The organism is Desulfovibrio sp. DV (assembly GCF_001936595.1).
Lineage (GTDB): Bacteria > Desulfobacterota > Desulfovibrionia > Desulfovibrionales > Desulfovibrionaceae > Solidesulfovibrio.
Window position 1 is genome coordinate 84,279 of record NZ_MLBG01000004.1, and the last position, 21,884, is coordinate 106,162.

General features: G+C 63.2%; 19 protein-coding genes, 1 tRNA gene and 1 pseudogene. 9 read left to right on the forward strand and 12 right to left on the reverse strand.

Translation table 11 applies throughout. From position 1 onward, the window contains the following. Window position 1 precedes the first annotated feature (1 nt). On the reverse strand, window positions 2-1,756 hold the full coding sequence (kdpA, locus tag DVDV_RS02185; protein WP_075353094.1) for a potassium-transporting ATPase subunit KdpA: 1,755 nt from the start codon (window positions 1,754-1,756) through the stop codon (window positions 2-4). 1,274 nt (window positions 1,757-3,030) lie between these two features. Here kdpA and DVDV_RS02200 point away from each other — a divergent pair. The 3 genes from DVDV_RS02200 (at window position 3,031) to DVDV_RS02215 (ending at window position 6,634) form a co-directional block, all read left to right on the forward strand. Continuing rightward, window positions 3,031-4,269 (forward strand): O-antigen ligase family protein, encoded by a 1,239-nt coding sequence (locus tag DVDV_RS02200; protein WP_075353097.1) that lies wholly within the window; start codon window positions 3,031-3,033, stop codon window positions 4,267-4,269. Window positions 4,270-5,092: 823 nt separating this feature from the next. Next, entirely contained in the window at window positions 5,093-6,424 is a 1,332-nt protein-coding gene (locus DVDV_RS02210; RefSeq protein WP_075353099.1) for a hypothetical protein, read from the forward strand. A gap of 69 nt (window positions 6,425-6,493) precedes the next feature. Beyond that, window positions 6,494-6,634 carry a hypothetical protein gene (locus tag DVDV_RS02215; RefSeq protein ID WP_254845195.1) on the forward strand — a complete coding sequence of 47 codons (141 nt, stop codon included), beginning with the start codon at window positions 6,494-6,496 and terminating at the stop codon, window positions 6,632-6,634. Window positions 6,635-6,784: 150 nt separating this feature from the next. On the opposite strand, the gene DVDV_RS22640 is transcribed toward DVDV_RS02215, so the two are convergent. The 10 genes from DVDV_RS22640 to DVDV_RS02260 all read right to left on the reverse strand — a co-directional run bounded on the left by DVDV_RS22640 (window position 6,785) and on the right by DVDV_RS02260 (window position 15,441). Next, complete coding sequence (locus tag DVDV_RS22640) at window positions 6,785-6,955, reverse strand: hypothetical protein (RefSeq protein ID WP_175577049.1); 171 nt, start codon at window positions 6,953-6,955, stop codon at window positions 6,785-6,787. A gap of 27 nt (window positions 6,956-6,982) precedes the next feature. Beyond that, window positions 6,983-7,831: a GGDEF domain-containing protein gene (locus DVDV_RS02220; RefSeq protein ID WP_075353100.1), complete on the reverse strand. Its 849-nt coding sequence runs from the start codon at window positions 7,829-7,831 to the stop codon at window positions 6,983-6,985. A 795-nt stretch (window positions 7,832-8,626) separates the two neighbouring features. Further along, on the reverse strand, window positions 8,627-9,061 hold the full coding sequence (locus DVDV_RS02225; protein WP_075353101.1) for a PilZ domain-containing protein: 435 nt from the start codon (window positions 9,059-9,061) through the stop codon (window positions 8,627-8,629). Between the two features lie 36 nt (window positions 9,062-9,097). Then, a complete protein-coding gene (locus DVDV_RS02230; protein ID WP_075353102.1) occupies window positions 9,098-10,273 on the reverse strand; it encodes a pilus assembly protein TadG-related protein in 1,176 nt (391 codons plus the stop codon). A gap of 11 nt (window positions 10,274-10,284) precedes the next feature. Further along, a complete protein-coding gene (locus DVDV_RS02235; protein WP_075353103.1) occupies window positions 10,285-10,686 on the reverse strand; it encodes a TadE/TadG family type IV pilus assembly protein in 402 nt (133 codons plus the stop codon). Then, the gene (locus DVDV_RS02240; RefSeq protein WP_075353104.1) at window positions 10,683-11,096 is read right to left on the reverse strand and encodes a TadE/TadG family type IV pilus assembly protein; all 414 of its coding nucleotides are present in this window, start codon (window positions 11,094-11,096) and stop codon (window positions 10,683-10,685) included. Before DVDV_RS02240 ends, DVDV_RS02235 begins: the two co-directional genes overlap by 4 nt. A 210-nt stretch (window positions 11,097-11,306) precedes the next feature. Next, on the reverse strand, window positions 11,307-11,966 hold the full coding sequence (locus DVDV_RS02245) for a response regulator transcription factor (protein ID WP_075353105.1): 660 nt from the start codon (window positions 11,964-11,966) through the stop codon (window positions 11,307-11,309). Next, the gene (locus DVDV_RS02250) at window positions 11,938-14,052 is read right to left on the reverse strand and encodes a CHASE4 domain-containing protein (protein ID WP_075353106.1); all 2,115 of its coding nucleotides are present in this window, start codon (window positions 14,050-14,052) and stop codon (window positions 11,938-11,940) included. The genes DVDV_RS02245 and DVDV_RS02250 overlap by 29 nt, the downstream gene beginning before the upstream one ends. Before the next feature lie 475 nt (window positions 14,053-14,527). Beyond that, window positions 14,528-14,604 (reverse strand) — tRNA-Arg (locus DVDV_RS02255). Between the two features lie 228 nt (window positions 14,605-14,832). Continuing rightward, window positions 14,833-15,441: a peptidylprolyl isomerase gene (locus DVDV_RS02260; RefSeq protein WP_075353107.1), complete on the reverse strand. Its 609-nt coding sequence runs from the start codon at window positions 15,439-15,441 to the stop codon at window positions 14,833-14,835. Window positions 15,442-15,603: 162 nt separating this feature from the next. On the opposite strand from DVDV_RS02260, the gene DVDV_RS02265 reads away from it, so the two are divergent. From DVDV_RS02265 to DVDV_RS02285, 5 genes and pseudogenes are all read left to right on the forward strand, one after another. After that, a complete protein-coding gene (locus tag DVDV_RS02265; RefSeq protein ID WP_075353108.1) occupies window positions 15,604-15,855 on the forward strand; it encodes a 4Fe-4S binding protein in 252 nt (83 codons plus the stop codon). Next, window positions 15,852-16,995, forward strand: a pseudogene (locus tag DVDV_RS02270) (2-oxoacid:acceptor oxidoreductase subunit alpha). The gene DVDV_RS02265 and the pseudogene DVDV_RS02270 overlap by 4 nt, the downstream one beginning before the upstream one ends. Before the next feature lies 1 nt (window position 16,996). Then, window positions 16,997-17,833 carry a 2-oxoacid:ferredoxin oxidoreductase subunit beta gene (locus DVDV_RS02275; protein WP_075353109.1) on the forward strand — a complete coding sequence of 279 codons (837 nt, stop codon included), beginning with the start codon at window positions 16,997-16,999 and terminating at the stop codon, window positions 17,831-17,833. Continuing rightward, entirely contained in the window at window positions 17,830-18,534 is a 705-nt protein-coding gene (locus DVDV_RS02280) for a 2-oxoacid:acceptor oxidoreductase family protein (RefSeq protein WP_083634560.1), read from the forward strand. The genes DVDV_RS02275 and DVDV_RS02280 overlap by 4 nt, the downstream gene beginning before the upstream one ends. Window positions 18,535-18,633: 99 nt before the next feature. Further along, complete coding sequence (locus DVDV_RS02285) at window positions 18,634-20,748, forward strand: ATP-grasp domain-containing protein (protein WP_075353110.1); 2,115 nt, start codon at window positions 18,634-18,636, stop codon at window positions 20,746-20,748. Window positions 20,749-20,778: 30 nt separating this feature from the next. Here DVDV_RS02285 and DVDV_RS02290 read toward each other — a convergent pair whose 3' ends face one another. Next, the gene (locus DVDV_RS02290; RefSeq protein WP_075353111.1) at window positions 20,779-21,114 is read right to left on the reverse strand and encodes a hypothetical protein; all 336 of its coding nucleotides are present in this window, start codon (window positions 21,112-21,114) and stop codon (window positions 20,779-20,781) included. Window positions 21,115-21,280: 166 nt separating this feature from the next. On the opposite strand from DVDV_RS02290, the gene DVDV_RS02295 reads away from it, so the two are divergent. Continuing rightward, on the forward strand, window positions 21,281-21,884 hold a 604-nt coding region (locus tag DVDV_RS02295; protein WP_139311485.1), incomplete at its 3' end, for a PAS domain-containing protein.

Sequence of the window (21,884 nt, forward strand, 5' to 3'; positions counted from 1 at the left end):
GTTAGTTTGCCCGGAACAGGGCCAGATGTTCGGCTACCGGGCCAAGGGCCAGGGCCGGCACGAAGGTCAGCGCGCCGACCACCAGCACCACAATAATCAAAAGCGACACAAAGATCGGCCCATGGGTCGGCAGGGTGCCGGGGCCTTGGAGCAGCCGTTTTTTCCCGGCCAGGGAGCCGGCCAGGGCCAGCACCGGAATGATGAGCCAGTAGCGCGACACGAACATGGCCACGCCGCCGGCCAGAGTCCAAAACGGCGAGGTGGCGGTCAGGCCGGCAAAGGCGCTGCCGTTGTTGTTGCCCATGGACGAGAAGCCGTAGAGCATCTGGCTAAATCCGTGCGGACCGGGATTGGACACGGCGTCGGCCGGTCCGATAACGGCCGCCAGGGCCGTGCCCATGAGGCACAGAAAGGGCGGGATGAGGATGACCAGGGCGGCCATCTTGGTCTCAAAGGGTTCGATTTTCTTGCCGCAATATTCCGGTGTGCGCCCGACCATGAGCCCGGCCACGAAGACCGCCACCATGGCAAAGACCAACATGCCGTAGAGCCCCGAGCCCACACCGCCGAAGACCACTTCGCCAAGCTGCATGAGCAGCATGGGATACAGTCCGCCCAGGGGCATGAAGCTGTCGTGCATGGCGTTGACCGAGCCGTTGGAGGCGGCCGTGGTGGCCGCAGCCCACAGGGCTGAACCGGCCGTGCCAAAGCGCACTTCCTTGCCTTCCAGGCTCGGGGCCGCTTCCACGCCGACACCGGCCAGGGCCGGGTTGGGAACGGACTCGGCGGCCAGAGTCATGTACGAGAAGCCGGCAAAAAGGATGAACATGGCCGCCAGTACGGCCAGTCCCTGGCGACGGTCGCCGACCATCACCCCGAAGGTGTGGCAAAAGGCCGCCGGGATGAGCAGTATGGCCAGCATTTCCAGGAGATTGGTCAGCGGCGTGGGGTTTTCAAAGGGATGGGCCGAGTTGGCGTTGTAGTAGCCGCCGCCGTTGGTGCCGAGCTGCTTGATGGCCACCTGGGAGGCCACGGGGCCAAGGACGAGACTTTGCCGGCCAACGGTTGGGGCAGCCGCTTGCCCGTCCGGGGCCGGGGACGGCGTGGCCTGGCCGGATTGGTCGAGGAGCCTGGCCTCGACGGCGGCGTCAAAGGTTTGCGGCACGCCCTGCCAGATCAGCGCCAGGGACAGAACCAGGGACAGGGGCAGGAGCACGTAGAGCACCGAGCGGGTGAGATCCTGCCAGAAATTGCCGAGATGCGTGGTCTCGCGCCGGGCCAGACCCCGGATCAGGGCTGCGGCTACCGCCATGCCGGTTGCGGCCGAGAGGAAGTTCTGGACGGCAAGGGCCAGCATCTGGGTGAGGATGCTCATGGTGGCCTCGCCGCTGTAGGCCTGCCAGTTGGTGTTGGTGGCAAAGCTGATGGCGGTGTTGAGGGCCACAAGCGGGTCCACGCCGGGAAGGTGCAAGGGGTTAAGCGGCAAGACGCCCTGGAGCAGTTCCATGGCGTACACCGCCAGCAGCCCGACCAGATTGACCCCCATGAGGGCCAGGGAATAGGTCTTCCAGTCCATTTCACGCCCGGCATCGACCCCGGAGAGGCGGTAGAGCAGGCGTTCCAGGGGGCCGGCCAGCACGTCCAGGCCGCAGGGGCGGCCCTGGTAGACCCGGGCCATGTACAGCCCAAGGGGCCAGGAGGCGGCCAGGAGCACGGTCAGGAAAAAAATCCATTGCAGCCAATCGGTTGTCATCATTGGAACCACTCCGGTTTGCACAAAGCCGCCAGCAGGTAGACGAACAAAGCGGCCGCGACCGCCAACACAACTATGTCCATGGTTACTTCCTTTGGGGTCCTTCGAAGTATTCTATCAGGCCCAGCATTCCGATGACCAGCGCCAGGGTGCAGATGATAAACAGGATGTCCATCGAAACCCTCCATGCAATGGCTGTCGATGGAACGGGTGTAGCCGGGAGGATGTAAACGCGGCGTATAAATACGGCGGGAGGGTGTAAATAAAACGTAAACATCCCGGGCTTGACCGGGAGTGTTCTGTGGAGCGGTCGGAATTTTGATGGGAAAAAAAGAAGGGGCCACCATTTCTGGTAACCCCTTGAAAGATCTGGTGCGCCCGAGAGGATTCGAACCTCTGACCTACGGATTCGTAGTTCCAAAATTTGCCTTCCCAGGGATTCCCGGATTTGAATTTTAGTCAATAAAATAAGCATATAAGAGAGATGTGTTTCCCATAGCTTCCCGGATAATCCTCTTGTACTTCATGAAAAATGGACCAAAATGGGACCAGAATAGCGAGGAGGCGTCCATGGGTAGTGAAAAGGGTGAGTGGATCACGTCAGAAAAATACTGGGGAGTTAGATATCGGGAGCACCATGTCCGGCGGCATGGGGTCCGGCCCGACGGGTATTTCATGATCCGATTTCAGGTGGGCGGAAAGCGCTGCGAGGAGGCCCTAGGATAGGCTAGTGAGGGTTGGAGCGAACAGAAAGCCTTCCTGGAGATGGCGAAGCTCAAGGAGGCCGCGAAGACCGGTGAGGGGCCATACATGTCGGGGAATTGGCCGGGTTGGATCGTGAAGATGGGTTTGGTCAACGCCAGCAAGGGCTTTCCGGTGGCGTTTATTTGGGCCAGGGCCTTCGGCTTTGGCCTTCGCTGCTTCGGGATCATCCGGCCAAGCATGGCGGGCAGAGGTGTAGGCGTCCATCTTCGGTCCTTTTTCCGATGTTTGGGTAACACACTATAATCACGAATCAAAGGTCGCCTTTTTGGAAGACGTCTTGCGTCTACGCCCTTTGGCGTATGCAGTAGATATGAGGTCATTACACCCATCCTATGCGTAATCGAAGGCGGGTGGACGTTGTTAAAATCAAAAATGTGGGTGTCACGTAGCGTCGGGTCTGCCGGCCTCCCCTTAAAGAGGATTCGACATCGGCCTGTGTCATCATTCGCGCTGGACAAATCGGCAAAGCGTGCCATGCTCAAGCCAATGGTTACCTTCCACACGAGCGGCCCGTGCATCATGGCCAAAGCACCGCCTCCTCGGCCATGATGCGCTCTTACGCCCTTACCCGCGAATTGGCTGTGGCCCTCGCCCTGGGGGGGCTGGCCGTGGCTGGCGTGATCCTTTGTCGGGATTGGCGGGTGGCGGCTGTGTTCGGCGGCCTTTTTGCCGTTGCCATCCTGACTTGGTTCCCCTTTTTTGGCCTCATGCTGGTCGTGGCTGTCGTGTTCATCGGCACGCCATCGCTGAAAATCAGCCATGCCCGGGGCGTGGTCACCCATCTGTTCCCGGCCATGCTTCTGTTGCCGCCGGTGCTTCTCGGTTTTCTGGGCCACGGCGCAGTCGCCTCGCGTCCAGCCGTCTGGCGTCCCCCGTCCCTTACGCCGCTGACCCCGTTTATTGCCGCCGTCGTCGCACTTCACCTGCTCGGTCTGGTCTGGGCTCCGCATACGCTTTTCGCCGTGGGCCAGTTGGTCACCCTGGGCTTTGACGCGCTCCTTTTTTTCGCCGTAGTGGCTGCGGTGTCCAACCCTGGCCGACTGCAGGCGCTAGCCTGGGCCACGGTCCTGTCGGGGGTGCTGGTCTGCGCGGCCATGTTTTGCGGCGGATATTACGACTGGGCCGGGACGCTGCATCTGGCCAGGGGAGTGGAGCTGAACTTCGAGCTATTCTCCGAGGAACGCTGGGGACGCATCGGCGGGCTGTGTTCAGCCAATCAAGCCGGAGGCTTCCTGGTGCTGGCCACCTTTCAGGCCATCGGCCTGTCCCGAGTCTACAGGCGCTGGCGGCGGGTCGGGCTGAGCCTTCTGCCCATGCTGTTCCTCACCTTCGTGGTAGTTTCGGGATCGCGCGGGGCGATCCTGGGCTTTTGCGGGGCAGCCGGCGCGTTCATGCTCTTTCACCCCGCAACGCGCCGCCTGCTCCTCAGTCGCAGCGCCCTGCTCGTCCTCGTGTTGGCCGGCGCCATCCTGGCCGGCAAGCCGTCGTTTATCGACCGGATGCTGGTCGGGTTCGGCTATTCCGGGCCGCTCATCTTTACCGACAAGAAAAAAAGCGACAGCGCGGCCAATGTCAGCGGCTCCGGGGCGCGGTTTCGCATGTGGAAGGACGCCCTTTCGGTCATGGCCGACCAGCCGGAGCTCATGCTGCTGGGCCTTGGGCCGGGCGGCTTCATCTGGCATACCCGCGAACCGGAAGTGCACAGCCTCTGGCTGGCCTTTTTCTTTGATCTGGGGCTCTTGGCGGCCTGACCGGCATCCTGGGACTGGCCACCCTGTCGGTTGCCCTGGCCCAGGCCCTCAAGCGCACGCCGCCCGGCCCGGCCCGGACGCTCTTTGTCGCGGCCGTGGTCGGCGGCCTAGCGGAACTTGGCATCCACAGTCTGATCGACCACGACCTGACCTCGCCGGTCTCGCGGTTTCCCTGGCTGTATCTGGCCATTGTTGCCGCCGCCCTGCAGGTTGTGCGAAAAGGATCGGAACTCACCCTTGCCGCACCCATGGAGAACACCCATGCATCTTTGCCGGTCCGTTATCCTGACCCTTGGCCTGCTGCTCCCGGTTTGGACGGCAACACCCCAGTCCTGTCTGGCCCAGCCTGCGCCGCCAATGTTGGTCAAACAGGCCCGGGACATGGCCGCGCGGGAACGCACTGACCCGACCACGGCGGCCAACGCCTCGCACCGTCTGCGCGAGTTGCAGGCCCTTTTTGGCGCCATGCGGTTTTCCGGAGCGTTTACCGACCTGGAGCGGGTCTGCCCGCCGCAATCCCTGGCCGCCATGATGCAGGCGGAAAGTACCGGGCATTCCGAGGCCACGGCAAAGTTGCTCTCCCCCTGCCTGCTGGCGTTGACCACCATCCCCCCCCTCGCCGGCAGGATCGACCCCCGGCCCGGCCCCGGCCATCGGCCAGCCCCAAGGACCGTCCTATCCGCCCATACCGCCATCGCCGCCGATGGCCGGCCGAATGCAGCCCGGTTCCTTCCCTCCACCAAGATTCCAGCCGGGTCAGCCGGGAGTACCGTCGACCGGCTCGACGGCGCTCCCGGCAGCCAGGAAGCCGGTCGCCGTCAGCGTGGAGCTGCCGACCACGGCCGACAAGCTGTACGTCACCCCAGCCGTGGCTGTGGGCGCTTCCGGGCAACAGCCGGACTTCCGGGTGACCACGGTGGCCGCCTTGGGCCGAACGGCCCGGATTACCCTAACCGATGTCCCCGTCTTTATAGAAGAAAGCGCACCCAAAACAACGCCGCCAACCCCGGCCCAGCGGCAGGCTTCGGCCTTCGGGGCGCATCCGGCCACCTATCGCGGCGAGACCCCGCCCTTTGCCCTGGCCGCCGATCTCGGCATCGGCTGGCACCGGGCCGCGGCCTGGTGGGTGGACATCCAGTCCGATGCGGACTTGCCGGCCGGCCGGTTCGACTTCTCCCGCCTGGACGCCCAGCTTTCCGGCCTTCCCCCGGGAATGCAGGTCATGCTCACCATCATGCTGCCAGCCCGCTTGCGCCAGGACCAGCCCGGCGGCGCGCCCGGGGTCGCCGGGCCGTTGGTGGTCAAAGCCGACGGCGAGTGGGCGCTTGGGCCGTCCCCGGCCGCCTACGACGCCTTTATCAAAGCCCTGGTCACCCGCTATGGCAAATACCCGCCGGCCGGGGTTTCCCGGGTCTCCTGCTGGCAATTCGAAAACGAGCTAGACCTGTCCAGGGCCCGCTCGGACGCTCCCGGCTACGCCTCGCTGCAGGCCCGGACGTACGCCCAGATAAAGGCTGTCGATCCGAAAGCGACGGTGCTGATCGGCGGGGTCTCGGGCGAGGATTTTTCCAGAAATTTCGAGGCGTACTACCAACCGGTGCTGCGCTTGCTGGCCGGCAAGGGCTTTGACGTCTTTGACATCCACTTTTTCGGCCGGGCCGGGGACTACCGGGAACTTGCCGCCATGTACGCGCAAACCCGTCGGGCGCTCGACGCCGCAGGGTTTTCCCGAATCCCGATCTGGATGACCGAGACAGCCACCTACACCGGAGCGCCGGCCTCGCCGCCGGGACTCCCCCCCCAATCCGAGGACGAGCAGGCAGCGGAATTGGCCCGACGAGCCGTCTACGCCCTGGGGCTTGGCATCCGGAAAGTCTTCTGGGCCATGGTGCGCGAGGGCTTTCATCATCAAAACAACATCTTCGACCACGTCGGCCTGACCACAGACGCCCGGGTGACGCCAAACGTCCCGGAGGGACGGCCGAAAGCGGCCTACGCCACCTACCGGCTGCTGTGCGCCAAACTGGCCGGTTTGGACGTGCCGCCAACGCGCCTGTCACTGGGACTGGGCGTGTTCGCCTACCGTTTCACAGGACCCGGCGGACGCGCCGTAATCTTGGCCTGGGCCGATCCCCGGCCCGATACGGAGCCATAGGACCTGGGCGAATATATGGACGAAGAAGGCTCGGCCAGAAGTCCGAAGCCCACGGCAGAGGAAAGTGCTGTGCGAGAGAAACAGAACGCCACCTCCCAGGTATGGAGCGACGGAATGCGCGTCATTTACCAGCATCCCGAGCTTGCCGGGGAAGTGGCGGAAGCGCTCAAGGCTATCTTGGGCAAGGCACCGACCGAGGGCATGGCCTAATCTTCAGGATCCTGAACAATGGGCGGCCTGTCTCTTCGGAGATGGGCCGCTTTCCTTTTGCCGTGCTGTCCCCCGTCTGTCCCCCGGCAGGATGGCAACTGGCTGGAATCGTTCAAAGGTAACGAATCGCTACTGTTGGATTGGTCGGTGTCACCACTTGGTCTTGTCGAACAACCCGCGCTTGGACAACTCGCCGGTCTTGCAGCGGTCGAAGCGGAAGTCCCCGTGGACGCTGCCGGGCTGGTGCTTGATCCTCAAGACGAAGACTGCGGCCAGGACAAGGACGTCCACGGCCAGGGCTATGGTGATGATCCATTCCATGGGTCGGTCAGCTAAGTAGTTATGCTATTATAGGGAACTACGTAGGACAACAGTGTCCCGCCCAGCGCGCTTGGCCTCATACATTGCTTCGTCCGCGACGGCGAGCATAGGGTCGAGGCTGTTCTTGGCCGTAACAAACGCTGCCGCGCCGATGCTGACGGTGACGGGCCAGTGGCGCTCTCGCATGGTTGCCAAGATGCTGCCGCGCAGGGTCTCTAAGCGGGCCATGGCGTCTTCAGCCTTGATACCTGGCATAATGACCGCGAACTCGTCGCCACCAAGGCGAGCTAACACGTCTTCGGCGCGAAAATGGGCCTGCATGATTTTGCTGACAGCTTGCAGCAGTGCATCGCCCGCAGAATGACCCAGGGAGTCATTCACTTCCTTGAAATGGTCCAAATCCATGAATGCGATAGAAACCGGCAACGACTGTCTACGGATAATTTCCAGGACTTCGAGGCCAATTTCGTAGAAATATCGCCGGTTGTATAAACCGGTTAGCTGGTCCTTCCGAGAAGCATCCCACTCGTGTTGCAAGGCGCGGCGCAGTTTTTTCATGAGTACGATGACAAAGAATATGGTGAACGCCCTAGTTGCTGTGTTAAAAATAATCGCCTTTAGTCCAGACTGCGCACCAGCGAGTTTAATGTCGTTAAAGGCCCAATCCGCCAGACATATGATGGCAACAATGACACAAGCAATATCCCCCAGCAGCCAGGAGGCTGCCAGCACAGGGAGCGCATAGAACACATTAAATTCGTAAGCAAAGCCTGTGATGAAATGTAGATAGGCGATGAGGTCGATCAAGGCGATGAGCCCGAAAGTCAACAGCAGTCGCGAGGCCGGGCTGGGTTTCCATAGGAACTTGTCATGCATGGCGGTACTTGGGTAAAGAATCCGGTTAGCCGCTGTCAGGGCAAATGTGCCTTCGGCAAGGCTGTGGTGAAGATCCCCATTTTATATCGAACTGATAGCAAGTGCTTTAGGACTTGTCATCCTGCCGTGCTGCCGAGGCCTGTAGCGCCTGCACACTGCGGTCATGACAGCCGGCACGGGAAAGCGCCATGGGCGGGGTCTGGCGTCGATTCTGGCGAAGACATGGGGCTGTGGGGCAGGTGGCAAAGTCGATAATCGTCAACTTTGGAATAGGGGGCGGGAACCCCATTTACCGGGGCCGGTTCAATGTTGCGTTTTCGTAAGATTGACCGGCGGGCATGATCCTGCCCTTTGCCCGGCCGGCAAGGCGAGTTTTGAAAACTCGGCTTCGGTGGGGATGGGATGATGCGATTTGAAATCGCAGCTTTCAACGGGCTAGAATTTGAGCCGGTTGGCCCGGGCCTCGACGCCCACGGTTTTGTGGAGACCGCCCGGCAGGACGACGGCACAATTTGGTGCTGACCCTCCTATGGTGACGCCGCAATTTTGCGGAGTCGGTCAGGATTGATCCGCCAAAATGGGTGAACCAAAGCCCGAACCGGCCACGCTTCCAAGCTGGTGCTGTGGCTTACCGCTTGCTGCGTTCTCGCCTCCTGGATGACCTTTGATACCTTCCCACTTGCCATGAGATCAAATTCAAAAACCTTTACACAACGGCGTCAATCGGCACCAGCCCGCGTCATAGAGTCGTATCTGGGGGGACTCGCACGCACTATGGATTTCTGGCTCATTGCTTCAGCTGTTGATGATGCAGGTAAGATCGGCGGCACTGGCGAACAGGGGCTGTTGAAAGACGATGCCGAATTCGTCGTCTTCCACCCATCGGACCGTGGCCATGTGAAAGACACCCAGCGGTCCCACCGGTTGAAGCCCGGCATTAAACAGCAGCCTGTCCTTTTTCTGCACGATGAAGTCTTCTTCCCCGGTCAAGCGCAGCCGTGCCCCAAGGACACTGAGGTCAATGATTTGCACCCGGGCGGCACTCGTCGGCTTTTGTACATGGCCACGGTGGAGGGCGTACTCCTCGCTTAACTGAATGCGCTTGGCTTTGCGGCGCTCCCCGCATGCCCGGCAGCGCCAATAACACGGTGCCGGCGGACCGTTGTCGACCAATTCATGCCAGCCTGTCGTGCCGCATTCATTGCACTTCTTTAATTCGACCAGGGGCATGGCGCAGTTCCTTGATTTGGGGCATGTCCGGGGTGCCTACCTGACCAGACCGATGCCGTAGAGGGACACGGAAGCCGTGTCACAGGCACCGGTTGTGCGCTTGGGGTCCACGGCCATGCCGCGCATGAAGCGTCCGTTCACTTCGCCCTTGGCATTGGTGTTTTCGATGAAAACCGCTCCGAGCTGGTAGACGTAAACGGAATTGCGACCGGCGTTTTGCGGTCGCGACGGATCGTAGAAGGGGATAAGCGCTACCCGCGGACTCTTCATGGGGTCGGCATAGGCGCTGCCGACCACAGAATTGGTGGCGCTGTCCCAGGATGCCCCGGGGTCGGTGGCCATCAGTTCGGCCAGCCCCTGGTTGGTGGGGCCAACCATGTTGCCGGGTTCGATGGCAAGTTCGTCGCCGTCCCTGACCACGGTGTTGTTTGAGGCGGTGCAGCCGGCAATGTTGAGGCGGTAGGTCGCGGCTCCGGAATCGGGGTTGCCGGTGTTGGCCGGCGGATAGTCAACGGCCTGGAAGTGGCCGGGGACCACGGTGTCATGGCTGTCGCTGAGCTTGAGTACGATTTGTGTGCCGAGGTCGCCGGCGTTGTAGCCAAGGACGGTGACCGAGGCTAACTCACAACTGCTGGCCGGATCAAACGCTCCGTTGTTCTTGTACTTCTTGTCGCTGTCGCAACTGTCGTTCCAGGTGAACTTGGCCGGGGGCGAGAAGGGCTTGAGGCACTTGGTCTGGTCCGAACAAAACAGTGAGGCGCTGGCCTTGGCCGTGAGGTCCTGGGTATCCCACCCGAGGATGGGGCCAAGAAACATGTCCACGGGATTCCCGCGCTGCCCCGTGCGGCCGGTGGTCACCCGGACAGTGTCCGGGGTTGCGCCTTCGGCCGGATTTGCGCCCTTGAGCAACTCCACGTCTTGGGTGGTCACGGCGCTGGCGACGGTGTCCTGGTCGCCGAGGTTGCTCTGGCCGAACTCGACGGCCGTACTCCGGACCTCGTCGTACTTGTCGCCCTGGCGCAGCAGTTCTGCCGCCCCGGCCAGGGCAGCGGCATCGGCCGCCGTTTGTAATTGGCTGCGCTTGTACTGCAGGAAACCGTAGTCCACGGCCAGGGTGGCCATGGCAGCCAGGATGACCATGATCAGGGCGGAAAAGACCACGACAGAGCCTGTTTCGCTGGAACGGTCGGCAGGGCTTTGGTTGGTAGGCATGGCAGATCCCTCTAGAATTGTTGGGCCGTGGCTGTGGCCGCAACCTGACTCATGGTCGGACTTAGATTGTGCCAGGGAATGATGACCATGGCTGAGGTGTTGTAGCGAACCGTGACTATGACCGCCTCCCCGGCAACCCGCGAACCTGCCGTGGCAATCTGGACCAGACTGCGATCATACCCGGCATTTTGGATGTAGGCGTCCACGGCGGAGGGAATATCCTGGTTTCTGGCCGCAGCCATCACGCCTTCCCGGGCGGCCCTGGTCACTATGCTTTGGGCGTGCAGGATCTGGCCGAAATCAATGATGCCGATCAGCAGGGGCATGAAGAAAAAGCTGAGCATCAAGGCGAATTCCACGCTTATCGAGCCGCGTTGCCTGTCGGTCTGGACTCCGGCTTGGGTTGCGTTCATGGCTCCACCACCATTGTCGCTGAAGCGCTGATGCTTTGCGGAAACAGCGTTATCCCCAGGTATTGGGGCAAAATGAGCGGACTGAAGGCCAAGCTGGCCGTCACGGTTACTGGCATCCCGGCGGTGCGTTGATTCGGGGTCACGGTGACGCTGGGTGTTTGGCTTGAAGCCTGGCTGATGGGGTCAAGGAGGGCACCGTATACCGCCGTGGCGATCATGGCGTCCGTTGTCCCGGGCAGGACCGCGATGCGGGCCGCATCAGCCACTGCAGCCGTGACTGTGAAGCGCACGAAAAAAAAACGGCTGTAGTCGATAATGGCGAAGACCAGGGTCAGCAGCAGGGGCAGGATGAGCGCCATTTCCACGGCGCTGGCTCCGGTTTGGTTTGTTGCCGTGGGGGTGGCGTGCATGGGCGTTCCTGGGGTTCGGGCGGCTGGTGGACTCCAGCCATCTGCCCAAATAACAGGTAACGCCGGGGGGGAAGGGCGTCGATGGGATTGATTCCGCAGGGTATGGGGGAAAACCCCTAGCGTTGGGGGTGGTCGACAGGCGGGCCAGGTGCTGGTGGCCGCCCCGGGGAGGGCCGGCCGTGGGCCGGGGTGCAGCCCGGACTGGGCAGGCTAATCGATCAGGCCCATTTTGGTGGCATAGCGCACCAATTCCACGGAATTTTGCAGACCAAGCTTGCGCATGAGGTTGCCCCGGTGATGCTCGGCGGTTTTGAGGCTGATCTCCAAGGCCCCGGCCACCTCCTTGTTGGAAAGGCCCTCCACCACCAGCCGCATCACCTCGCGTTCGCGGGGGGTGAGGGAGTCGTAGGCCGAATGCGACTCTTCCTCGCGCCGGGGAGTCCTGGTCAACAACAGCGCCCGGGAGATTTCCACGGACAACGTCGGATCGAGGTAGGGCAGGCCGGCGGCCACGGAGCGCAGGCCCGACAGCAGACTGACGGTGGCGGCGTCCTTGGTCAGATAGCCCAGCGCCCCGGCTTTCAGGGCCTCGGCCACGTAATCCACCTTGGCGTGCATACTCACCATGAGGATGGCCACTTCGGGCAGCATCTGGCGCAGTTCCCGGGCCAGCTGGATGCCGGAACGGTCGGGCAGGGAGATGTCCAGCACGGCCAGATCGGGGCGGCAGGCCTTGGCCACGCGCAGGCCTTCGGCATAGCTGCCGGCTTCACCCGCCACTTCAAAGGAGGGGTCGCGGCGCAGGATGGCCTTGAGGCCTTCACGAAACAGTGGGTGGTCGTCAACGATGAGCAGGCGTTTGATCGGCATGGGTCAGTGCTCCGGCATACGGTATTTCCGCCACCACCGTGGTCCCGTGGCCCGGGGATGAGACGATTCGCAGGCGGCCGCCGAGAAGCCCGGCTCGCTCGCGCATGTTGACCAGCCCCATGCATGGTCGCCTGCCGTTGACAGGACAGTCGCGGTCATCCCGGTCGGGGTCGAAGCCGCAGCCGTCGTCGCCAATGCGCAGGATCAGCTTGGGGTAGGACTCGATCAAGCGCAGGTCGATGCGGCTGGCTCCGGCATGTTTGCGGGCATTGGCCAGCCCTTCCTGGGCGATACGGTAGATGTTTATCGCCACATCGGCATCGACGTCCAGGCCCTCCAGGCCCACGCCGAGGTAGGAGACGCCGAGGCCCGAGGCCTGCTCCATCTCCTGGCACAGTCGGCGCAGAGCCAAATCAAGCCCCAGGTGCTCCAGGTTGGGCGGCCGCAGTCCGTAGGCCAGTTCGCGCACCGAGGCAATGGTGCGGGCCAGCACCCCGGCGGAGGCGTCCAGGCGTTGGCGCAGCTGGGCGTCGACATCGGGCAGGCCGTCAAGGATGGTCTCGTAGGCGATTTTAAGCGAAGAGAGATCCTGGGCTACGTTGTCGTGGAGATCCCGGGCGATGTTGGCCCGTTCGGATTCCTGCGCCTGCATGAGCCGGCCCGAGAGCGCCCGGATGCTCTCGGCGGCCTGCTTGAGTTCGGTGATGTCCACGGCCGTCCCCACCAGTCGGCGCGACCCGCCGCCAAGCCCGGTCATGGCCCGCCCCCGGCACAGAAACCACAGCGTCTCGCCGCCGACCGCCTGCAGGCGCAACTCTCGCTCCAGCGTCGGAGCGTCCAACTTGTCCCGGGGTTCGCGACGCAGGCGGTCGCGGTCTTCGGGGTGCAGTCTGCCCAGCCACAGGGCCAGCGGTTCCGGCAGTCCCGGGCTGTCGTAGCCGAGCAAGCCGGCGATGACCGGATCGACATAGGCCAATCCTTCGTCGGGCAACAGTTCCCACACGCCGACCTTGGCCGCCCGCGTGGCCATGACGTAGTTGTTCCTGGCAGCGTCCAGTTCGTCCAGCATGAGGTTGACGGTCCGGGAGAGGGCCGAGACCTCGTCGCTGCCGGCAAACTCCGTGACCCGCCTCCGGGCACCCTGACCCAGTTGGGCAATCTCCGCGCCAAGCCCCGTCACCCGCGACAGGATAAAGCGCTCGACGAAATAGAGCATGGCCAGCCCGAACATGATGCCAATAGCCATGAGGCTGCCGACTACGGCCCGTTCGAGCAGGCGTCCCTGGTGGTGGATGCTGCGGGACATGCCCACCGCCAGGACCAGGGCCGGGTTGCCGGAGATGTCGCGCAGCAGGGCAAAGCCACCGACCGTCTCGTCGGTAAGAACCCTGATTTCGTGGCCGGTGCCGTGGCCGGCGGTGAGTTTGCCGGCCAGTCCCGGGGGCAGTTCGCGGCTGGCGGGGAGCAGTAGGCCCACGTCAAGGAGGGTCAGTTCGGAAATGGCCTGCACTTTGGCCGCGTCGAGGATTTGGCCCATGAGCAGGGTTCCGGCCGGTGGGCCTTCCCTGGAGCTGGTCAGCACGGTCTGGGCCACGACCAGACAGGGTTGCCCCTCGAAAAAGGCGATGCCGGATTTGCGTCCTTCCCAGGCACCCAGGCGCAGCAGCGCCGGCATGGCCGCCACCATGTCGGCAAAAGGCTGCGAGGCGTCAAGAAGGACGCCTTCGGCCGCGTCATACCGTCTGGCTGCCTGCAATTGGCCTGTGGTGTCAAACAGGGCCAGCACGTCGAGATGCAGTTCGCCCAAGCTTTGGGCCGTCAGATTGGCTTCGACGTAGGCGTCATTTGGCGACTTGAGATAGTGGTAGGTATCATCCCACAGCCCCCAGTCGGCGGCCATGCCTTCCAGGTTCTTGAGGTCGCGGGCCAGGGCGTTCTGAACGCGACGCAGGTTTTCTGTCACGGCCTGCCGCTCCAGTCGGTCGAAGCCGCTTTGGATGTTACCCCGGAACATGGCGTAGAGCAGCAGCAGCAAGCCGAAAAACGTGGTGCAGACGATGACGACGGCGGTTTTGCGAAGGCTCATGGTGGCAACCAATGCGGCAGGGCAATTTCGCCCGAACGCGTCAGACGTACGGAAACTGCCTGTGCTCGTAGCTTGGTTGGGTAGCCCGGGGATGGGCAAAAAGCAAGGAAGTTGGGAGAGAGCCATTCTCGCTTAAGAGGCAAACGCTGACATGTCTGTCACCCACCGGATTGGTCTTGAGGACTGCCCACGGCTTTTCCCGCTTCAAGTTCTTGAGCAGGGGGGCAAATATCATTCCCTGCCGGGAGGGTTCAAGCGGTGGTGGTGGATGGGCACGGCAGGATGGAACGCGGGCGGGCAGGGGGATGGACAAAAGGGTGGACAGAGTTGGAGCGGTCGCGGCAGGCGTCCAGCACAGGGTCAGTTTTCACAGTGTTTCACCCTCTGTCACGATAAAAGGATGGACAGCGGATGGACAAAACCGCCCTCAAACGAAGAAGGGGTTAAGCATTTCTGCCTAACCCCTTGAAAGATCTGGTGCGCCCGAGAGGATTCGAACCTCTGACCTACGGATTCGTAGTCCGGCGCTCTATCCAGCTGAGCTACGGGCGCGCCGAGAAGGAGGTATCTACGGAAAGACCCCGGGACCGTCAACAAGAAATTGCAGGACGGTCCATTTTTTTTGAAATACCCCTGCCAGGAGGCAAAATACCTGACCTGGAGCCGTTCACGATCAGGGGATTTTAGAGAGTGAGCGTTGCCGTCCAGGGCCAGCCCCAAAAAAGAAGACCGCCCCGGAGCTCCAGGGCGGTCTTTTCTCCGAAGAAAACAGACGGTCGGCTACTCGCTGACCACCTCGGCCTTCTCGATCACCACCGGGGCAACCGGCACGTTCTCGTGAAAACCCTTGGTCATGGTCGGCACGGCCTTGATGGCGTCCACCACTTCCTGGCCCGAGACAACCTTGCCGAACACGGCATAACCCCAGCCCTGCGGGTTCTTGCCGGTGTGGTCCAGGAAACCGTTGTCGGCCACGTTGATGAAAAACTGGGCCGTGGCCGAATGCGGATCGCCGGTGCGGGCCATGGCCACGGTGTAGGCCTTGTTTTTCAGGCCATTGTCGGCCTCGTTCTGGATCGGAGCATCGGTGCTCTTTTCCTTCATGGCCTTGTCCATGCCGCCGCCCTGGACCATGAAGCCGGGAATGACCCGGTGGAAGATCAGGCCGTCGTAGTGGCCCTTTTTCACGTAGTTCAGGAAATTGGCCGTGGTGGCCGGAGCCTTTTCCTTGTCCAGCTCAATAACGATATCGCCTTTGTTGGTCGTCAATTTGACCATCGGATTGCCTCCCTTGGCCCAGGCGACGGACATGCCGCCCAGGGTTACGGCCAGAACGCAGCACAGTGCGAGAGTCGCCCGCAACCAGTTCATCCGGCCTTTTGAAACCATAACGTCAACCTCCGGAAAAAGTTTTACCGCCCTATGAGAATTTTTCAATTTCGTCGAGCAAAAAAATAACCGGCTTTGACCGTTGCCAATTTTCCCGGTTCGCGTCAATGATCGCTGCAATTTCTATCCTTTCTCCACGGAGATGGCAAAAGCGAGTCAAACATGGGATGCAATCGTGTCGTTGTCTATCCGGATTGGTGCAAGGGCTGCGGCATCTGTGCCGCCTTTTGCCCCAAAAAGGTGCTTGCCGTCGGCCTCGACGGCAAAGCCCACGTCGTTAACGAGGAGGCCTGCGTCAATTGCGGTTTTTGCGAACCGCATTGCCCGGATTTCGCCATCATGGTGATTCCGGAAAACGGTGTGGTCGTTCCCCCGCAAACGCCCGGAACCGACTGCAAGGAGGAGAATCCGTGAGCTCCCCTCGAAGAAAACGCCGAGAAGCCTTTCTGCTTGGCAACGAGGCCGTGGTCGAAGGGGCACTCGCCGCCGGCTGCACCTTTTTTGCCGGCTATCCCATCACCCCGTCCACGGAAATCATGGCAATGCATGGCCAAGCGCCTGCCCCATGTGCCAGACGGGGTCTTTCTCCAGATGGAAGACGAAATCGCCTCCATGGGTGCCATCATCGGCGCGTCGCTGGCCGGGCGAAAGGCCATGAGCGCCACCTCCGGCCCCGGATTTTCCCTCATGCAGGAGCAGATCGGCTACGCCGCCATGACCGAGACGCCGCTGGTCCTGGTCAATGTCATGCGCGGCGGGGCCAGCACCGGCTTGCCGACCAGCCCCGGCCAGGGCGACGTGCAACAGGCCCGCTGGGGAACCCACGGCGACCACCCCATCATCGTCCTGTCGGCCGCCGACGTGCCCGAGTGCGTGGAGATGGCGGCGACGGCCTTCAATTTCGCCGAAAAATACCGCACCCCGGTCATTTTGCTCCTCGATGAAATAACGGCCCACACCCGGGAAAAAATCAGCCTGCCCGAGCCCGGCGATTTCGAGATCGTCTCCCGCCTGACCCCGACCATGCCGCCGGAATGGTACAAGCCCTTTGAAGAAACCATGCGCGGCGTGCCGCCCATGCCGCCCATCGGCTCGGGCTACCGTTTCCACGTCACCGGGCTGGCCCACGACGCCCAGGGCTTCCCCACCAGCCGACCCGAGGAAGTGCGCGCGCTGACAGAACGGCAGTTTCGCAAAATCGACCGGTTTTTCGAGGATATCCAGCTGGTTGAGCATGTCGAGACGGCTGACGCCGAGGTGGTGGTCATCGCCTACGGCTGCGTGGCCCGTTCGGCCCGTCTGGCCGTGCGCCAGGCCCGGGAGGCCGGGGTGCGGGCCGGACTCCTTGTACTCAAGACCCTGTACCCCTTCCCGCGCCGCCATGTGGAGCCGCTCTTGCGGTCGTGCCGGCTGGCGGTGGTGCCGGAGCTCAACATGGGCCAGCTCTCGCGCGAGGTCAAACGGGTCAATGAAGGCTACACCACCGTGCGCACCATCAACCGCATCGACGGACTGATCATAACGCCCTCCCAGATACTCAAGGAGATCGCGTGACATGGCTGAAATCACCCAGCTGATCCATCACTATCTGCGTCATAACAAGAAGTTTCCCCTGGTCTTCTGTCCGGGCTGCGGCCACGGCATCGTGCTGGGGTCGCTGGTGCGCAGCGTCCACGCCCTGAGTCTTGACAAGGACGACGTGGTCATCGTGGCCGGCATCGGCTGTTCCGGCCGCATCGCCGCCTATGTGGACTTCAACACCGTGCACACCACCCACGGCCGGGCGCTCACCGTGGCCACCGGCATCAAGATGGCAAATCCGAAATTGACCGTCATTGCGGTCATGGGCGACGGCGACGCCTTTTCCATTGGCGGCAACCATCTCATCCACGCGGCCCGGCGAAATATCGGCGTCACCGCCCTGGTGCTCAACAACTTCATCTACGGCATGACCGGCGGCCAGTGCTCCTCCACCACCCCCGAAGGGGCCTATTCCCACACCAGCCCCATGGGCCAGCTGGAAAGCGCCTTCGACATTGTGGAGCTGACCCGGGCGGCCGGGGCGGCCGGGGTGTCCCGAGGCACGGTGTACCACGTCAAGGAACTCGACGCGCTCATTGCCGACGCCTTGACCCGGCCGGGATTCAATCTGGTCGAGGCGCTGACCCCGTGCTTCACCCAGTACGGCCGCGGCAACGGCTTTAAAAGCGCGGTGGATATGTTTAAGTGGCTCAAATCCTCCTGCCTGCCGCTGGAGCGGTATGAGAAGCTCGAGGATCCGCACGGCAAGATTCCCATTGGCAGCTTCGTGCGCCGCGACGTCCCCGGATTGGAGACGCGCTACGCCGCCATGCGCCAGGGACTGCGGGCGAAAAAGGGAGGTGCGGCATGAGCGGGGCGGGCGAGAGCAAGGGCAACGGCGCACCCAACGGCAACGGCAATGGCAATGGCAACGGAGCCGGGCAGGTGCTGGCGCGCTACGAAATACGGCTTTCCGGCCTTGGTGGCCAGGGCATCCTGACCATGGGCAAGCTCCTCGGCCAGGCCCTGGCCCTGGAACACGGCTACTACGTCACCCATACCCAGAGCTACGGCCCCGAGGCCCGGGGCGGGGCCAGCCGGTCGGATCTGGTCGTCAGCAGCGCGCCCATCAGCTACCCCAAGACCGAATACCTCGACCTGCTGGTGGCCCTGTCCCAGGAGGCGGCGGCCAGCTACTATTCCTATCTCAAACCCCGGGGCACCCTGCTGGTTGATTCCGAGCTGGTGCGCCAAAGCCCGACCAACGTCTTTCTGGGCCTGCCCTTCACCCGGCTGGCGCGGGAGAAGGTGGGCGTGGTCCAGGCCACCAACGTCGTGGCCCTGGGCGCGGTGGCCTACCTGCTTCCCTTTGCCCGCATCGAGGCCATGCGCAAAAGCCTCAAGGCGGCCCTGCCCGAGAAGATCCGCGACGCCAACCTCAAGGCCCTCAATCTCGGCTACCAGGAGGCCAAAAAGCGTCTCGGCCAGCCCATCACCCTGCCGGACCCGGCCGGGGAGGGGGAGAGCAACGGGACGCGCATGGACCTCACCGACATCATGGCCGAGGATTGAACCTGATTTTGGCCCGAGCCGGTGGCTTTTTCCCGCAAAGGCGGGCATGACGGGACAACTCCCGGACCCAGCCTCCGCCAACCCGCAAGGAGCGTGGCCATGTTGTTGACCGAACACGCCGGCAAGACGCTTTTGGCCGAAGCCGGCCTCCCGACACCGCCGGGCCTTGTCCTTGAACCCGGTGCGGCTGCCGGCCTGACGCCGCCGTTTGCCGGACCCTATTATCTCAAGGCCCAGACCCTTGGCGGTGGTCGCGGCAAGGCCGGGGGCGTGGTCCGCGTGGCTGCCGCCGCCGACCTCGCCCCGGCTGCAGACGCGCTTTTTGCCCAGCGATTTGGCGGCATGGTGCCGCCTTTTTTGCGTCTGGAGGCGGCCGTCGCCCATGAGCGCGCCTTTTACCTCTCGCTTGGCGTCTCCCGGCAGCGCAAGGGGTTTTGCCTGACCCTTGGCCGCCAGGGCGGGGTGGACGTCGAAACGCTGGCCGGCACGCCGGAATTGCTGGTCCTCAATGTGCCGCCGTCGCTTCTGTGTCCAGCCTGGCTGGCCCGGGCCGCATTTTTCCACCTTGGCCTTGAGCCGGAGACCTGGGCCGCCTTCGAGAGCCTCCTTGGCCGGCTCTTTGGAGCCGTGGCCAACTATGGACTGCTCCTGGCCGAGATCAATCCCCTGGCAGTCACGGCCGAGGGCCGTTTCGTGGCCCTGGATGCCAAGTGCATCATTGATGACAACGTCGCGGCCCTGCGACCGGAACTGGCCCGGTTTGCCGACGACCGGTTTGCCACGCCGTCCGAACGCCAGGCCGCCGGCCATCGGCTGTCGTTTGTAAGTCTGCCTGGCCGGGTGGCGTTGGTGGCCAACGGCGCGGGGCTGGCCATGGCCACCATGGACGCCCTGGGCGCGGCTGGATTGCCGGCAGCCAATTTCCTCGATTTCGGCGGCACGGCCGATGCGGCCCGGTTGCGGGCGGCCTTTGACCTGCTGTTTGCCGATCCGGCCGTGGAGGCGTGCTGCGTCAACATGTATGGCGGCATTCTGTCCTGCGCCGATGTGGCCGAGGCCCTGGCCACGGCCCTTGGCGACGAGCCGGGGCGGCCGGTGGTGGTGCGTTTTGCCGGCAATGCGGCCAAGGATGGCATGGCCCGGTTGCGGGCCATGTCCGGGGGGCGGGTGCAGGTGGCCGAGGACATGGACCAGGCCGTGGCCATGCTGTCTGAAGTGGTGCCGACTGCCCTCGGGCTGGCCTTGGCTGTGGCCGGGGTGGTGGCCTGTCCGCCGCCGCCGGACCGAGCCGTGATCCACTGGGCTGGGTGTGGTCCGGCCCGGCCGGCGCTGCCGGGTTTGCTCGATCTGGGGGCGGACTCCGGGGTGCTGGTCCAGGGGCTGACCGGTCGGGCCGGCCGGGCCCATGCCCGACGGATGCGGGCTTACGGCGTGCCTGTCGTGGCCGGTGTCACCCCGTTTCGGGGTGGGGACGAGGTGGACGGGGTGCCTGTATACGACACCGTGGCCCAGGCCATGGCCGGGCACGACATTGACTTGTCCGTCATCTTCGTGCCGGCCTCCGGTGCGGCCGATGCCGTGCTGGAGGCGGCGGCTGCGGGTGTCGTGCGCATTGTCTGCATCACCGACGGCATCCCCCAGCGCGACATGCTGGTGGTGCAAAGCGCGTTGGCCGGTCGGGGAACGCTGCTCATCGGGCCCAACTCGCCGGGGTTGATCGTGCCGGGACAGCAATTCCTGGCCGGCATCATGCCGGTGGAACCGTTTTCGCCGGGACCGGTGGCGATTTTTTCGCGCAGTGGCACCCTGACCTACGAAGTCGCCTCCAGGCTGACGGCAGCCGGCATCGGCCAGGCCCTGGCCGCCGGGATTGGTGGTGATCCGTTTGGCGGGGCGGGGTTTGTCGAACTGTGCGAGATGGTGCGCGACGATAGCCGGGTGAAGGCGGTCATGGTCATCGGCGAAGTGGGGGGCACGGCCGAAGAGGAACTGGCTGCATACGTGGCGGCGACGGCCTATCCCAAGCCGGTGCTGGGCTTTGTGGCCGGCCTGACCGCACCGCCCGGGCGCACGCTCGGCCACGCCGGGGCGCTTTTGGAGCGGCCGGGCGGCGTGGCTGAGAAACTGGCCTGCTTGAAGCGAGCCGGGATTACGGTCTGCGGTGAGCTTGGCGAGGTGGCCGGCGTCATGGCCGAGGCATTGTGTCGTGGGTGAGGCGGCCGAGAGCCGGCGAACAAGAAGGTGCTAGGGTTTAGCCGGGGCGGACTCGGCCTTACCGTCCTTTTTCTCCCGCTTGGGGCGCACGTAGCCCTTGTATTTGTCCTCGATCTTGGATTTTTCCTTGGCGAATTCCACGGCATCCTTGGCGTGCTCTTTTTCCACCCAGTCGCGGTAGCGGGCTTCGGCCGCATCCGAGCGGGGCGTGGAGGCTCCCCCGGCCTTGGCTGGCTGGGCCGCCGGCTGTTGTGCCGCCGGCTGCGCAGGCGGGGCGGTCGCCTGGGGGTCCTGGCCGGCACAAACCGTGGAAGAGGCGACAAGCAGGCTGGTGGCCAACAGAACCGGCAAAGCAGATTTGCGCATGAATGCTCCCATGCAGCCGACGAGGGCCGCGTTATGTGGGCCTGACCTAACCATAATTTCCCCGGCCCGGCAATGGCGGGGACGGCCTGCCGAGGGGTTTGCCCGCAGCTTGCGGCCAGTGGAAATCCGTTGCCGCAGCAAAGCGGTCTGGGCTAAGGTTGCTCCCATGCCTGACGCCTGTACCCCTCTTCTCGACCCGACCTTGTGCTGGACCATGCTGGACGCTTCATCCGACCTCTTTTTTTTCAAGGATGCCAGCTTCCTCTATCGGTACGTCAACCGGGCGTTTTGCGACCTTTTCGACCTGCCGGCCCAGACGGTTGTCGGGTGCAACGATTTCGAAATCTTCCCTGGAGCCAGCGCCAGCCGCCATCGCCAGGCTGACCAGACGGTCCTGGCCTCGGGCCGGTCCCAGCTCTTTGAATATCTGGTCGAACGCCCGGACCGTTCCGTCTGGCTGCAGGTGCTCAAAACGCCGGTCCTGGACAACGCAGGCCAGGGAATCGGGATTTTTTGCGTTGCCCGCAACATCACGGCCCGAAAATCGGTCGATGACCGTAATCGCCACACCCTGGCCGAACTTGAACGCGACGTTGCGCAACGGGCCGAAGACCTGCGCCGGACCAACCAGGAATTGCGCCACGAGGCGGAAGAACGCCTCAAGGCCGAGAAGGCCCTGGAGGAATCCCATCGCAGCCTCAACTGCATTTTCGAAAACAGCCCCATTGGCATCGCCTTTGTCACTGACCGGGTCGTCCGACGGGACCAAT